Origin of the sequence: Streptomyces canus (assembly GCF_041435015.1) — a bacterium.
Lineage (GTDB): Bacteria > Actinomycetota > Actinomycetes > Streptomycetales > Streptomycetaceae > Streptomyces > Streptomyces canus_G.
On record NZ_CP107989.1, the window covers coordinates 5,907,740 to 5,922,471 of the forward strand.

11 protein-coding genes are annotated in these 14,732 nt (G+C 71.8%); 7 read left to right on the plus strand and 4 right to left on the minus strand.

The genetic code is table 11. The features are described 5' to 3' along the window. Window positions 1-159 precede the first annotated feature (159 nt). Window positions 160-1,467 carry a sensor histidine kinase gene (locus OG841_RS27105; RefSeq protein WP_371566980.1) on the plus strand — a complete coding sequence of 436 codons (1,308 nt, stop codon included), beginning with the start codon at window positions 160-162 and terminating at the stop codon, window positions 1,465-1,467. A gap of 92 nt (window positions 1,468-1,559) precedes the next feature. On the opposite strand, the gene OG841_RS27110 is transcribed toward OG841_RS27105, so the two are convergent. Beyond that, window positions 1,560-2,054, minus strand: coding sequence for an SUKH-3 domain-containing protein (locus OG841_RS27110; protein WP_371566981.1), 495 nt, complete (start codon window positions 2,052-2,054; stop codon window positions 1,560-1,562). 92 nt (window positions 2,055-2,146) lie between these two features. Beyond that, on the minus strand, window positions 2,147-2,710 hold the full coding sequence (locus OG841_RS27115; protein ID WP_371566982.1) for a YwqJ-related putative deaminase: 564 nt from the start codon (window positions 2,708-2,710) through the stop codon (window positions 2,147-2,149). Between the two features lie 334 nt (window positions 2,711-3,044). Between OG841_RS27115 and OG841_RS27120 the strand changes: the two genes are divergently transcribed. The 3 genes from OG841_RS27120 (at window position 3,045) to OG841_RS27130 (ending at window position 8,062) form a co-directional block, all read left to right on the plus strand. Further along, entirely contained in the window at window positions 3,045-4,034 is a 990-nt protein-coding gene (locus OG841_RS27120) for an SMI1/KNR4 family protein (protein ID WP_328639109.1), read from the plus strand. An 8-nt stretch (window positions 4,035-4,042) separates the two neighbouring features. Continuing rightward, window positions 4,043-6,949 carry an SUKH-4 family immunity protein gene (locus OG841_RS27125; RefSeq protein WP_371566983.1) on the plus strand — a complete coding sequence of 969 codons (2,907 nt, stop codon included), beginning with the start codon at window positions 4,043-4,045 and terminating at the stop codon, window positions 6,947-6,949. 225 nt (window positions 6,950-7,174) lie between these two features. Beyond that, window positions 7,175-8,062: a cellulose-binding protein gene (locus tag OG841_RS27130; protein ID WP_328639107.1), complete on the plus strand. Its 888-nt coding sequence runs from the start codon at window positions 7,175-7,177 to the stop codon at window positions 8,060-8,062. A gap of 733 nt (window positions 8,063-8,795) precedes the next feature. On the opposite strand, the gene OG841_RS27135 is transcribed toward OG841_RS27130, so the two are convergent. Both OG841_RS27135 and OG841_RS27140 read right to left on the minus strand, forming a co-directional pair. Further along, the gene (locus OG841_RS27135; RefSeq protein WP_328639106.1) at window positions 8,796-10,403 is read right to left on the minus strand and encodes a sodium/solute symporter; all 1,608 of its coding nucleotides are present in this window, start codon (window positions 10,401-10,403) and stop codon (window positions 8,796-8,798) included. Further along, a complete protein-coding gene (locus tag OG841_RS27140; protein ID WP_371566984.1) occupies window positions 10,400-10,807 on the minus strand; it encodes a DUF485 domain-containing protein in 408 nt (135 codons plus the stop codon). Before OG841_RS27140 ends, OG841_RS27135 begins: the two co-directional genes overlap by 4 nt. A 299-nt stretch (window positions 10,808-11,106) precedes the next feature. On the opposite strand from OG841_RS27140, the gene OG841_RS27145 reads away from it, so the two are divergent. Genes OG841_RS27145 through OG841_RS27155 form a run of 3 tightly spaced genes read left to right on the plus strand, consistent with a single transcriptional unit; the run spans window position 11,107 to window position 14,706 of the window. Further along, on the plus strand, window positions 11,107-12,033 hold the full coding sequence (locus OG841_RS27145; RefSeq protein WP_371566986.1) for a TIR domain-containing protein: 927 nt from the start codon (window positions 11,107-11,109) through the stop codon (window positions 12,031-12,033). A gap of 43 nt (window positions 12,034-12,076) precedes the next feature. Next, a complete protein-coding gene (locus OG841_RS27150; protein WP_371566988.1) occupies window positions 12,077-13,660 on the plus strand; it encodes a VMAP-C domain-containing protein in 1,584 nt (527 codons plus the stop codon). Beyond that, a complete protein-coding gene (locus tag OG841_RS27155; RefSeq protein WP_371566989.1) occupies window positions 13,657-14,706 on the plus strand; it encodes an AAA family ATPase in 1,050 nt (349 codons plus the stop codon). Before OG841_RS27150 ends, OG841_RS27155 begins: the two co-directional genes overlap by 4 nt. The last annotated feature ends 26 nt before the right edge of the window (window positions 14,707-14,732 follow it).

Here is a 14,732-nt window from a genome sequence, read left to right on the forward strand (position 1 = left end):
CATCCGGCCGGAATCCGATCTTCCGGCCTCGAACGGTGAGCGATTCAGCAGTTCGAGGGATATCGGGTGGTTTCGTGGTCGATCGGTCACTCAAGGTGGTGTAGGCCAGTCGTCGAAATGCACCGGAAAACCTCCCACCGCCGAACGTAGGCTGGAGGCATGACCACGACGGGGGAAGACTTCACCGCGGCCCAGACGGGGCCGTGGTGGTGGGCACGGTGGCGCAGTGCGGTACTGGACGTGGGCCTGGCGTCGGCGTCCGCGGTGGAGTGTGCGTTCGAGGGGATCCGGTTCGCGGAGGACGCCGGGATCCCGATGGCCGCGGGGATCGTGTTCGGTGTGCTGGCGGGGTCCGTGCTGGTCGTCCGGCGCAAGTGGCCGATCGCCGTCGTGCTCGTCTCGATCGCCATCACGCCCGCCCAGATGGGCTACCTCATGGGCATCGTCGGCCTGTACACGCTCGCCGCGTCCGAGCTGCCGCGCCGGATCATCGGCTCGCTCGCGGGAATGTCACTGGTCGGGATGCTGATCGTGATGTTCGTGCGGGTACGCCAGGACATGGCGCACGGCGAACTGGACCTGGGGGACTGGTTCGTCCCCTTCGCGTCGATCACCACGGCCATCGGCATGACCGCGCCGCCGCTGCTGCTCGGGCTGTACGTGGGCGCTCGGCGCCGGCTCATGGAGAGCCTGCGGGAGCGGGCCGACGATCTGGAGCGGGAGCTTCAGTTGCTCGCCGAGCGGGCCGAGGAGCGGGCCGAGTGGGCGCGGGGCGAGGAGCGGACCCGTATCGCCCGCGAGATGCATGACGTCGTGGCGCACCGGGTGAGCCTGATGGTGGTGCACGCGGCCGCGCTTCAGGCCGTCGCCCGGAAGGATCCCGAGAAGGCCGTCAAGAACGCCGCGCTGGTGGGGGACATGGGACGGCAGGCGCTCACCGAGCTGCGGGAGATGCTCGGGGTGCTGCGCAGTGGGGACGGATTCGGGCGGCAGGAGCGGGCCGCGGTGCCACTCGTCGCGGTGGGGATGGCGGCGGCCGTGGCGGCCTCCCGGGCGGTGGACGAGGCCGACGGGCCCTGCCTGGACGATCTGGAGACGTTGATCGGACAGTCGGCCGCGGCGGGGATGGCCGTGGATCTGTCGGTGGAGGGCGACGTGCGGTCGTATGCCGCGCAGATCGAGCAGACGGCGTTCCGGGTGGTCCAGGAGGCTCTGACGAACGTCCACAAGCACGCCGCGGGCGCGAAGACGCACGTACGGCTGGCGCACCGGGCGTCGGAGATCGCGATGCAGGTGGAGAACGAACCGGCGCCGGAGGTGCCGTCGCTCGGGTCGGCGCGGCTGCCGTCGGGGGGCAACGGCCTGGTGGGGATGAAGGAGCGGGTCTCCGCGTTGGGCGGGGTGTTCGTGTCGGGGCCGACGGAGGCGGGCGGTTTCCGGGTGTCGGCGGTGATTCCGGCGGCGTGACCGTCGTGGGGATGCAGGGGATGCACGGGATGCACGGGATGTAGGGGGCAGGGACGTGCAGACGTGGGCCTCTGGACCCCCGGGGGTGGGGCTCAGCCCGCGATGAGCCGGGTCGGTTCGATGCCCGAGACGAGGCCGGCGAGGGCCTGGTCGATGTCGGGGCCGAGGTACCAGTCGCCGGTGTGGTCGAGGACGTAGACACGGCCCTCGGTGTCGATGCAGAGGATGGCCTGGGAGTCGGTCTCGGCGCCGAGCGGGCAGACCTCGCTGCCGAGGGCGCGGCCGAGGTCGGCGAGGGTGCGGGCCATGTGGAGACCGTGCAGCGGGTCGAGGTGGAGGTGGACGGGGGCGACCTGGCGGCCGGTGCCGGTGGGGGTCAGGTGCAGTCCGCCGAACTCGGCCCAGGCCTCGACCGCGGCCGGGAACACCGCGTGCCGGTGTCCGGCCGGTGAGGTGTGTTCGCGCAGGGCGTCGGCCCAGAACTCGGCCTGCTTTATGTCCCAGCGTCCGGGCTGCCAGCCGGCGGCGCGCAGAACGGCGTCGACGGGGACGGGGAAACGGGTGGTGCCGGTGCGGTCGGGGTGCATCTGCCCTTCGCGTTCGTCGAGGTCATGGGTGGGCGCCGTGGTGTACGGCGGCGCCGTCGTACGGGTGGTACGGGTCGTGCTGGTGGGGGGTGTCAGCCGCCGTTCGCCGTCGGGTCGACGATGCGTACGCCGAAATGGGCGCTCAGAGCGGTACAGGCGCGGCAGGGCGCGGCGAAGCTGCCGTGCAGCGGGTCGCCGTCCTCGCGGATGCGGCGGGCGGTGAGCTTGGCCTGCTTGAGGGCGCGGCGGGCCTCGCCGTTGGTCATCGGTTTGCGGACGGCGCGCTTGCTGCGGGCGGCGTCGGCGGCGGCGATGTGCCGCGATATGAGCATGGCCTCGGCGCAGCGGCCGGTGAAGCGGTCGCGGCGGTCGCTGCCGAGGGTGTCGAGGAAGTCCTGGACGAGCGGGTGCAGCGGCGGGGCCTGGTCGCTGCGGGCCGCGGTGGAGGTGAGGGTGGCGCCGCGGACGGAGAGAGCGGCGGCGACCGTGGGCAGTATGCCGTCGCGGCGGTGGCGGAGAGCGGGCGCGTGGGGTCTCTCGGCGCTGCTCCAGCCGATGCGGGGATCGCCGTTGAGGCCGGCGTGCGGGCTGCCGTTCGCGCCGGTCGTCGTACCCGTGTGCGGCCCTGGGTGCGGTCCCGTCTGCGTCGTGTTCATGATCGTCTTCCCCTCCCGAGCATCCCCCCGGATGTCACAGACTGCCAAACAGCGGGGCTGGTGCGGAAGCTGGGGCGGTGCGACACGCCCGGGATCGGGCAGGCTGTCACAGCGGGGTGACGGCTGGTCACGGAACCGGAGGGGGGCTGACCGGTGCCCGGTGACCGGTGTCGTCGTACCGCATAGGCTGTCGGCACCGCGATCCAAGTGGTTGCCGCGATGCGCGCGGTTGACGCGTGGAGACGGACGAGACAGTCGATACGGCGCGTGACGGCCCTGCTGAGACCAAGGGGCCGCCGCGGGTCGTACCAGAGCGCCGCAGGGGGCTTTCGCCATGACGACAGGTCGGCTCGGGCAACAAGCCGCGCCGCCGAACGCGGCCTACGCCGGGCAGGTCGTGCATTTCCCGGATCCGGTCCGGGCCACGCGTCATCCCAGAGGGGTGCGGGTGGACGAGCGTGGCTACCCCGACTTCTCGCCGTATGCGCGTGCCGCCGCCGAGATCGCCGATCCGCCGGAGGGTTTCGGGGTCGACGAACTGCGGCTGACGGACTACGTGTCGGCGAACGCGGCACTGGCGGCGACCGGTCACGAGCTGTGGGACACGGTGCCGGCGGTGGCGACGCCGCACGGCTGGACGTGGCATCACGTGGTGGGTTCCCGGCGGCTCGAGCTGATCCCGGTCGAGGTGAAGGCCCTGCTGCGGCATCACGGCGGGATCGCGACGACACGTGTCGACCAGAACAAGCGGGGGACGCGGCCGTTGCAGGAGACGCGTCCGGCGCATTTCGGGCTGCCGAAGTCGTCGGTGGCGGTGACGGAGTCGCAGGTGCAGGGGGTCGAGGAGGATCTCGGGTACCGGCTGCCGGGCGCGTACCGGTCGTTCCTGAAGGCGGCGGGCGGGTCGGCGCCGGTGGGGGCCGCGCTGGACGCGGAGCTGGGGCTCCTGGTCGACCAGCCGTTCTTCACGGTGCGGGACGAGGCGGCGGTCAACGACCTCGTGTACGTCAACAAGTGTCTGCGCGACCATCTGACGAAGGACTACCTCGGTGTCGGCTTCGTCCAGGGCGGGCTGCTGGCCGTGAAGGTGAGGGGCGAGGGGACCGGATCGGTCTGGTTCTGCGCCTACGACGACGCGCGGGACGTCGATCCTTCGCTGCCGCCGGCGGAGCGTGTGCAGCGGCTGTTGCTGCCCTGCGGTGCGGACTTCGATGTGTTCCTGTCCCGACTGGCCGGTAATCCACCGGAGTTGGAGACGGTGGCGAACCTGATGGTGGACGGCGGTTTCGCGCGGTCCGTTCCGGTGTCCTCGGTGGGGGAGTGAACTGACCGATGGTGACGTTCGCGCAGGCGCAGGAGCGCGCGGAAGAGTGGATCAACGGGGACGTGCCGTCGTATCAGCATCGTGAGGTGCGGGTGCGGGAGTTCGACCTCGGGTTCGTGGTGTGGGCCGAGGACCGTGCGGAGGGACCGCGTTCGGACGGTGGTGCGCAGCGGCTGGTGATCGCCCGGGACAGCGGGGAGGCCACGCTGTGGCCCTCGTTGCCGGTGGGTGAGGTGATCCGCCGGTACGAGGAGACGTACGGCCGTGAGGACGGGGTCGAGGGCGCGGGGGGCGCGTCCGCGGCGTCCCGGGTCGACCTGAACCAGACGTCGTTTCTTCTGACGCCGCCGGAGTGGTTGCAGGACGCGGCGGACAAGCTGGGGATCGGCGGCGACGGCGCGGGGGATTCTTCCGGGGCTCGGGACGGTGGGTCCGGCGGTGCGGGGCCGACTGCTGGTTCAGGCGCTGATCCGGGTGCCGAGCCGGGGGTGCCTGCCGGGGCGCGGCCGTGGACCGGGACCGACACGAACGGGGGTGAGGACCTCTCCGTGGCGTTGCCGGAGACGGTGTTCTCGGCGCCGGTGCGTGGTGGCGGTGGTGGTAGCGGTAGCGATACGGAGGAGGGGGCTTCGTCGGCCTTGGAGGGGTCGGAGGTCACGGAGGTCTCGGAGGGCGTGGACGTCCAGGAGGTCTCGGAGGTCCCCGAGACCTCGGAGGTCTCGGACTCCAGGACCGCGCGGATTTCGGGGGGCGTGCGGGGGGCTACGCCGCCGGGTGCGTCTTCGTACGGGTATCCGCAGGGCGCCGGTGTTCCGGGTGCGGGTGCTGCGGGTGGCCCGGGGGCTGGTGTCACGCCTCCGCCTCCGTCTGCGCGGGGTGGGTCTTCGTACGGGTATCCGCAGGGTGCTGGTGCTCCGGGTGCGGTTGGTTCTGCGTCTGCGCCGGGTGCGTCCTCGTACGGTTACCCGCAGGCGCCCGGTGGTGGCGCCGGGGCGCCTCAGCCATCGGGTGTGCCCGGCGCTCCCGGTGCTCCGGGGCCCGCGCCGAGCGCCGGGGACATCGCCGATGTCGCCACGAGCAAGTTGGCGCCTCCTTCGCGCGGGGCGCAGGCCGGGGGATCGACCCCGCCGCCTCCGCCGGGTCCCCCGGGGGTGCCCGGTGCGCAGGCGGGGAACTCGAATCCGCCGCCCGCTCCCGGTGCGCCGGGGGGCGGGTATGTGCCCACCCAGTTCGTGTCGGCGCCGGGTGTCGAGGGGCCTTCGGGATCGGGAGCACCGCAGCCTCCGGGTGCACCGCCCGCTCCTGGTGGTGCGCCGACTCCGCCTCCGCCCGGGGCTCCGGGTATGCCGAATGCGTCCGGCGGTCCGGGATTCCCGGGTGCAACGGGCGCGCCACAGGCTTCTGGTGGCCAGGGTTCGTCTCAGTTCCTGGATGCGCCGGGTGGGTCCGGTGTTCCGCGGCCGCCCGGTGCTCCGGGTGCTCCCGGCACACCGCAGCCTCCTGGTGCCCCAGGTGTGCCACGGACCGCGCCTGGAGCCGTGCATCACGCGGAGACCGTGTTGTCCTCACCCCCGGCGGGCGGCCCCGGCATTCCTCCGCCGCCGCAAGCGCCCCGCTCTCCTGGCGCCCCAGGGGCCCCTGGAACCCCGGGCGTTTCCGCGGCGGCTCCGGGTGCTCCGCAATCGATGCCGCCCGGCACGATGCCGCCCCCGCCCCCGGGTGCCGTACCGTCCCCGGGTCCGGTGCCTCCGCCCGGGCAGCCGGCGCCAGGGCAGTCTCCGTCCGGGCAGCCGGCGCCGGGACAGCCCACACCTGGACAGCCCGTGCCAGGGCAGTCTCCGTCCGGGCAGCCGATGTCGGGACAGCCCGCCCCGGTTCCGTCCTCGCCCGGTAGGCCCGGGCCCGGTCAGCCCCCGGCCTACGGCTATCCCCAGCAGACGCAGCCCACCGTCGGGCCCGGGTATCAGGCCGTCCTTCGCTACCGTGCGCAGGACGGGTCGGAGCAGCAGTTGATCCGGCGGTCGGCGCCGGGGACGCCGCACCCCGAGTGGCAGATCTTCCACGAGCTGCGTGGCATGAACGTACCCCCGGACCAAGTGCTGGAGCTGCACACCGAGTTGGAGTCGTGCGAGCTGCCGGGGGCGTACTGCGCGCGGATGATCCGGGAGCAGTGGCCGCAGGCGCGGATCGCGAGCATCGCACCGTACGGCACGGATCACGCGAGCCGGCAGCAGGGCATGCAGCAACTGCTGGCGCACCAGGGCGAGTTGCACCAGGTGGCGGATGGGCCTGCCCGCCCGGCGCCGGTGCGCGCGCCGTTGCCGCCCGTTCAGGCCGCGCCGCCGATCCCCCCGGAGGGCGTGGCGCAGGAGCTGGCAGGGGCCTTCGGCCCCGGCATCTTCCGGTTCGAGCAGGCCGCGGTGTCCCGCCAGGGCGTACCGCCGGTCGTCGCGCACTCGCTGGTCGTGGCGGGGTTGCCGTTGGACATGGGCCCGTTCTTCTGGGCGCAGGCCCAGCCGGGGCGTCCGGTGCCGACGCTGGCGGAGCTGGCGGCCGAGCGCGGGGTGCAGCCGGCCTCCGACGCGGGCTCGTACCTCGTCATGGGCAGCGACTTCGGCAAGGCGATCTGCGTGCAGTACGGGACGGCGAACATCGTCGCCGTACCCGTCGAGGCGGGCCCCGGCGGTGCCCCCGTACCGCCGCAGTTCGTGAACACGGGCCTGCTCGAGTTCCAGCGCTGCCTGGCGCTGCTCGGCCGGATGTGGCGGCTTCGCTTCGGTCTGAACCAGGAGCAGGCGGGTCGTTGGACCGTCGACTTCCAGGCCCAGCTGGCCTCGCTGGATCCGGCGGCGCTGGGCTCGCCGGAGAGCTGGTGGTCGGTGCTGCTGGAGCAGATGTGGGACGGGCTGCTGTGACGCTCCGCCGCCGCTGATCCGTATGTGTGCAGGGAGGGCCGGCCCGGTCGTGTGACCGGGCCGGCCCTTTCGCATGTGTGCGACTGACGACCGTCATGACCGGGAGCCACCGGGACCTGTACGCGGAGTGTCGCGTTATGAACATTTCCGACCGATACATCAAGATGTGCGCGAAATCATCATTTCGTGCCCGTTCGTGTTGTTTCGGCGGAGAGGGGTTCCAGGATGAGCAGCGCACCGGTGTCGCCGCAGGCGTTCGTGGCCGTACGAGGGCGCGGCTACCGTCCCGAACAGGTCGACGCATACGCCGCGGCCCTGTCCCAGAACCGTGACGCCGCCTGGGAACGGGCCGCCCGGCTCACCGTGCTGGCCCGGGAGATGGAGGCGGAGGTGGTGCGCCTGCGGGAGGTCGTGGCGGGGCTGGCACCGCAGGCGTACGAGGCGCTCGGCGAGGGTGCGCGGCGGCTCTTCGAACTGGGGCAGGAGGAGGCCGCGGACGTCCGGGAGAGGGCGCGACAGGAGGCGCAGCGCCTCGCGGACGAGGCACAGGCGCACGCCGACGGTGTACGGAATGTCGCGCAGGCGCACGCCGACACCGTGCGCGCCGAGGCCGACGAACATGCCCGTCAGCGGCTGCTCGCCGCGCGCGCCGAGGCCGACGACATCCGTGTCGCCGCCCGGCGTGAGGTGAAGGCGGGGCGCGGGGAGGCGCTCGCCGTGTTGCGCGACGTACGCCAGCGCACCATCGGGATGCTCGCCGAGCAGGCCACGGAGCAGGCGGAGCGATGGGCCGAGGTGGAGCGGGCCGACGAGAAGAGGGCGGCCGAGGCGGACGCGCGGTGCGCCGAACGGGTGGCACGGGCGGAGGCGGCGCTGTCGGACGCGAAGCGGGAGTTCGCGGAGGCGGAGGCCTCGGTGGGACGGTGCGAGGAGGAAGCACGCGCGCGTGCGGCGGAGATCCTTGCGCAGGCGCGGGCCCAGGAGGAGCGGATCGCCGGGGAGACGGAGCGGGTGCTGCGAAAGCACGAGGAACGCCGGGACGAGGTCCAGGCCCAGATGGACCACGTACGCAGCAGCCTGACGGCCCTCACGGGGACAGCGGCGACGGAGTAACAGCTGGGGCGTCTGGGATAGCCAGGGCAGCCAGGGCAGTCAGGTCAGCCGGGGCAGCAAGGGCAGTTGGCCAGCAAGGGCAGCGGGACAGTCAGGTCAGCCGGGCCAGCGGGACAGCAGGGGCAGTCTGGTCAGCTGGGACAGCGGGACAGCAGGGGCAGTCTGGTCAGCTGGGACAGCGGGACAGCAGGGGCAGTCTGGTCAGCCGGGCCAGCGGGACAGCAGGGGCAGTCTGGTCAGCTGGGACAGCGGGACAGCAGGGGCAGTCTGGTCAGCTGGGACAGCGGGACAGCAGGGGCAGTCTGGTCAGCTGGGACAGCGGGACAGCAGGGGCAGTCTGGTCAGCCGGGGCAGCTGCCCAGTCGGGGCAGCTGGGGCAGTCAGGGCAGCTGGAGCAGCGGCGCAGGCCCGACACCGCCCGCCCGCACCCACCCAGGGGCGCGGGGAACTGCGCGACCAGCCCCCACCGACCCGCACCTGACAGACGACCGCTCCTGGCAAGCCCCCACCGACCCGCACCCGAGAGACGACCCCCGGCTCACCCCCACCGACCCGCACCCGAGAGACGACCCCCGGCTCACCCCCACCGACCCGCACCCGAGAGACGACCCCCGGCTCACCCCCACCGACCCGCACCCGACAGACGCCCCCCGGCGCACCCCTCACTGACCGGCACCTGCCAGACGACCCCCGGCTCACCCCCACCCACATGCACCGCCAAACGACCCCCGGCTCACCCCTTCCGCACGGCCCCCGCCAAGATCCACCCCTCCACCGCCTCGTACTGCCGCCGCTGCTCCTCCGCCTTCCGCCGCCCGGAGATCACCGTCCCCAGCCACCCGAACAAGAACCCCGCCGGAATGGACACCAGCCCGGTCGTCGTGAACGGCAGCCAGTTGAAGTCGGCTTCGGGGAACGCGGACACAGGCGACCCCGACACGAGATTCGTGCCCGGCATCAGCAAGAGCACCGTCAGCGTGCCGCCGATCAGCGTGCAGAGCAGCCCCGCCCGCGTGTAGCGCCGCCAGAACAGGCTGTACACGAGCGCCGGCGCCAGCGCGGACGCGCCGACGCAGAAGGACAGGATCACCAGCGGCTGCAGACTCCGGTGCTGGATCAGTGTCGCGAGGAAGATCGTGGGGACACCGACCGCCAGCGCGGACACCCGGGCCAGCAGAATCTCACGGTGCGCCGGCATCGACCGGGCCCGCGCCGCGAACACGTCATGCGCGAGGGAGTTGGCGCAGGCGAGGATCATGCCGGCGACGGAGGCGAGGAGGGTGAGGAAGAGCGCCGTGGTGACCGTGGTGAAGAGAAACGTCTCTCCGGTCGACACCTCGGGCCCGAACACCGCCCGGGAGCCCAGCAGATACGCCGTGTTGCCCTGCGGATCCGCCTCCGCGATCACCGACCGCCCGATCATCGCCGTCGCCCCGACCCCGACGACCGTGATGACCAGGACGAACACGGCCACCGACGACACCGCCCAGGACATCGAACGGCGCACCTGACGTGCGCTGGACGCGGTGTACATGCGCATCGTGACGTGCGGCAGACACGCCCCGCCGATGACGACCGCGAGCTGCGAGGTGATCATGTCGAGGCGCTGGTACGGCCCGCTCGCGAACTCCAGGCCGGAGCGCAGGTAGTCCGGCCCCACCCCGCTCTGCCGGGCCGCCGTGTCGAACAGGGCCGCGAGGTCCCAGTCGAACCGGTTCATGACCAGTACGGCGACCACGGTGCCGGACCCGAGGAGCATGACGATCTTCAGTATCTGGATGAGGGCAGTGCCTTTCATGCCGCCGATGGCCGCGTAACTGATCATCAGGATGCCCAGACCGATGATGACGCCCGTCTTCAGGGAGTCGCCGGAGAATCCGAGGATGAACGCCAGCAGTTGGCCGGTGCCGGCGAGCTGTACCAGCATCAGCGGCAGCAGCGCGGCGAGAGTGACCAGGCACGCGGCGATGCGTACCGCACGGCCCGGCATCCGGCGCGCGAGGGCGTCACCCATGGTGAACCGGCCCGCGTTGCGCAGGGGTTCGGCCAGCAGGAACATCAGCAGCATCAGCGACAGGACCGTGCTCAGCGCGAGAACGATGCCGTCGTAGCCGCAGAGCGCGATGACCCCGCCGGTGCCGAGGACGGTCGCGGCGGAGATGTAGTCGCCCGCGATGGCGAGGCCGTTGCGCATCGCGGACAGGGAGTTGTAGCCGGTGTAGAACTCGTCGAGGTCGTCGCGGTCCGGGCCGGTCATCACGCACAGCAGGAGGGTGATGGTGGCGACGGCGGAGAACGCCACCAGGCTCATCGCCTGAGCGGAGTCGCTGAAGCCGGTCATCGGGCGCCCGCCCCTCGCCTGGCGTCCACCTCGGACTGCTTGCGGATGCGGTCCGCGAGCGGGTCGACGTAGCGGCGCGCGGTGTGCTCGTACACGGCGATCGCCAGCCAGGTGACGGGCAGTTGGAGCAGGGCGAGGAGCAGACCGGTGGGCAGTCCGTCGGTGACGCTGCTCGCCATGAAGGACGGCGCGTACGCGGACAGCACGAGGAAGAGCGTGAAGTACCCGAGCGCGGTGAGCGTGGCGGTGCGCCGCTGCCAGCGGTAGGCGCTGCGCAGGATCCGCAGGTCGCTGTGGTGGCCGAGCGGGGAGCGGTGGCGCGGGCTCCGGGCGACCGGTTCGGGCGGCGAGGGGGGTGGCTGCCAGGGGTAGGTGGGATACGGCTGTGACGGGTCGTAAGACACCCGGTGCTCCTTGCGAGGCTCGGGCCCGACGTGGCGGACCGCAGGGAGTTGGGGGGTGGACGGGGGAGCGGAGCCCCGCACGTTACTCGGCGGTTCGGAGTTGTACAGCCCTTTCGGCAAACTGATCGGTCGGTATGCGCTTACTTCTCTGACCTGCGGTGTTACCCCCGTTAACTCGGACTTTTGAGCTGGCCGGAAGGCTGGATCCCTCGGCATCGTCAAACACGGCGCTCTATAGGCGGTGTTGAGCCATCATGTACTCACTCTCTGTGGTGCGCGGGAAGCAAGGGGGAGGCCACATGAGCGGGGCGCCGTCGCCTGTGCGGGTGTTCATCTCGTACGCCCATGACGATCAGAAGCACGTGGACCGGGTCCGGGAATTCTGGGTTTTCCTGCGTTCCTGCGGGATCGACGCGGAATTGGATCTGCCCGCCGACGAACGCCGTCAGGACTGGTCCTTGTGGATGCTGCGGGGAATCCGGGACAGCCGTTTCGCGCTGGTGGTCGCCTCGCCGCAGTACAAGCGGCGCGCGGACGGCGATGCGGCGGCGGGTGAGGGCATGGGTGTGCAGTGGGAGGCCGGTCTGCTGCGAAGACTCGTCTACGAGGACCCGGCCGGGGCTCTGGACCGGATCGTCCCCGTGGTCCTGCCCCACGGCTCGGCGACCGATCTGCCCGCCTGGCTGGGCGGCGCCACCACGGCCTACTACCGGGTTGAGGACTTCACCGTTCCCGGCGCGGAGCGACTGCTTCGGCTGTTGACCGGGCAGCCGCACGAGACCATGCCGGAGTTGGGCCCCGTTCCCACGCTCGCACCTCGCGACGAAGCCGCCCGGCAGCCCCTAGAGCTGCCCGCCCCGGTGACGGAGCCCGCCCCGGTCCCGGCTCCGCGACCGCCCCACGCCACCTTCAGGTTCCCTGACCAGGGGGCCCTCGTCGACGCTCTCATGGCCTGCAGGGACATCCACATGCTGGCCGTCCGCAACGAACTGGTGCTGCTGATGGGGGAGCACCTCGGCCTGGGCCATGCGTTCCCCGCCCCCGAGAGCCCGGACACCCGCACGCATCTGCGGTCCCTGGTCCGCTCCGTCAGCCGCACCCTGACCCGTGACGCGGCCCTGAAGGCCCTGTTCGTCGCACTGGAGGAGATCGCCCCGGACGACGTGGGCACGGCGGGCGTGCGGGCGGTGCTGGCCGACGCCGGGCTGGATTTCGGGAAGGAGTGACATGGGCCGCAGACGCCCGTGGTCGCGCCGGGCAGGCTCTTGGATGCCCGGTCACTCGTGGCGGGACGATCGACTGCTGGCGGCCATCCTGGCCGACATCCCGGCACTCCAGGTGCTCGAGAGCCGCCTGGCCCTCCTCTACGACGTCGGACCCGAGCTGAGAGACGCCGTACGGCAGCACAACCGGCCCCTCGAGCACCTCAGGGAGGTCGTCCGCACCGGCCGTCGCGTCAGAGCGCTGCCCGAGCTGAGGGACGTACTGCTGCAGGCCGAGCCGCGTGACATCGGCGCTCACTGGTTCGCGCTCGCGGTCACCGTTCTCACCGTTCCCGGTCCGCTGCCCGCCGGGTACATGCTGGGTCTCATCGACGAACTGAGGCAGTTGCCACCGGAGTTCGGCATGAACACCGTCGACCGGTACGCGATCGAACGGCGCAGAGCGGACCAACCGCTGGACGCCGACGGACTCCCCGCCGCGCTGTTAGGGCTCTACGACACCCAGGTGGCCCCCAGCGAACCGGCCACGCGCCTTGCCCGGATGGCGTACTTTCTCGAACTGCTCGCGCAGGAGGCGCGGGCCCACGAGCAGGGAGAGCGGCTCGCCAGGCTGCTTGCACGTGTCCCGGGCCGGCGCGGTGTGGCCGCGGCTCTTGCCGCACAGGAGGGGCTCCCGGGGCCGGAGGGGCACGAGAGCAGGGCCATCATCCAGATACGGGTTCAGGAGGCGGGCCCACCGGTCGAGGCGCACGTGCCGTTCACCCGGCGCACCTACTTCCTGCGCGGCTTCCGCTACGACGCCGCGGGCGTCGGTGAGCCGCGGTTCCGTCGGGCGACGGACCCCACCGAGGTCTTCCTGGGCGCCGAACTCGACCGCCGCGGCAAGGAGTTCCTGCTCGCCTGGCAACAGCACGCGGAGGCCGGCGGGGGCGGGGTCGCGCGGTACGAGTTCCTGCTGCCCGACGAACTGCTCGGCCACCCTGTCGAGTTGTGGCCGGGCGGCTCCGGGGTGCCACTGAGCTACGGCTGCCAGGTCGTCGTACGGTCTCTGACCCGCTATGACGACAGCTTGATCCATCAGCAGTGGGCCCGCCGCTGGGAGGCGCTCGACCGCGACTGTGCGCCCGGCGACGCACTGGAACGCATCGGCTGGATGAGCCCCGGCGTCACGAACGGTGTCACGAACTCCCTCGACACAAGCTGGAGTTGTCCGCCGGGGCGATACCCGCCGCTGCTGCTCACCGACGCCGCGGACGTGGAGGACTGGCTGCGGGACCACAAGGACCTGGCCTGTCTGGGCCTGGGGGCACCGTACGAACTGCACGACCCCCTCATGCGGGACGCGGTGCGCGACGCCCTGATGTACGACGGTGTCCCCGTCATCGTCTGGCGGCGTGACGCGGGCGATCCCGGCCTGCTGCTGGACGCGCTGCGCGACAGTTGCCCGCCCGCCCTGCTCGCCCAGTTGCCTGCCAGCGTCCACGGGGCGCGACAGCGCCGCCGCCGCGACCCGCGCAGTGTGGGCAGCCACATCACCCTGCTCTGGGACGACCCGACGTGCGTCTTCAGGAACCAGAACAGCCAGATGCCCGGCACCCGCGGGGCCGGAACCGGTGAAGGAGCAGCATGACCGAGCCGCAGGACTGGTGGGTCTACCGGGGCACCGGCGTCCCGCACGAGGGCATCCACCGACTGCCCGGAGCACCGCCCTGGCGCGCTTTCCGGCACGCGGGTGCCACCCCCGGTGATCTGCCCGAACCACCGCCCGCCCCCGACGACGACGCCGTTCAGCGCCACCTCGGCCGCCGGGGCCAGGGAGCCGCCTACCAGGCCGGCGAACGCGAGATCCACCTCGTCAACCTCGCCCTGCACCTGCGCCGTCCCCTGCTCCTGACCGGCAAGCCCGGCACCGGCAAGTCCACGCTGGCGTACGCCGTGGCGCACGAACTGAATCTCGGGCCGGTGCTTCGCTGGCCGATCACCAGCAGGTCGACCCTCAAGGACGGGCTGTACGAGTACGACGCCGTGGGCCGCCTGTACGACGCCGGACTGCGCAACGCCGGACTGCGGGGCGACCTCGGAGGCCCGGTTCCGGAACCGCCGGACATCGGCCGGTACATGTGGCTCGGTCCGCTGGGCACCGCACTGCTGCCCTGGCGGAGCCCCCGGGTCCTACTGATCGACGAGATCGACAAGAGCGACATGGACTTCCCCAACGATCTGCTGAACGTCTTCGAGGAAGGCGAGTTCGCCATTCCCGAACTGGCCCGGCTGGGACGCCGGGCGCAGCGGGTGATGACCGCCGATCGCCGACCTGTCGAGGTCGTCGGAGGCGAAGTGGCCTGCGCGGAGTTCCCGTTCGTGGTGCTGACTAGCAACGAGGAGCGGGAGTTCCCGATGGCCTTCCTGCGCCGCTGCATCCGACTGGAGATCGGCACCCCGGACCCGAAGCGACTGGCCGGCATGGTCGCGGCCCATCTCGGCGGGACGGACACCGCGGTCGGGGCGCGGGCTGAACTGATCGCCGAATTCCTTTCACGGCAACGGGAGATGGGGGCGCTCGCCAACGACCAACTGCTCAACGCGCTGCTGATGGCGGAGCGCGGGCTGTGGGACGGCGAGGCGGGTCGGGACCTGGTGCGGGACCACTTGTTGCGGCCGTTGGACCGAGGGTGATGGGGCGGTGGCCGGGGCTGGGTGGA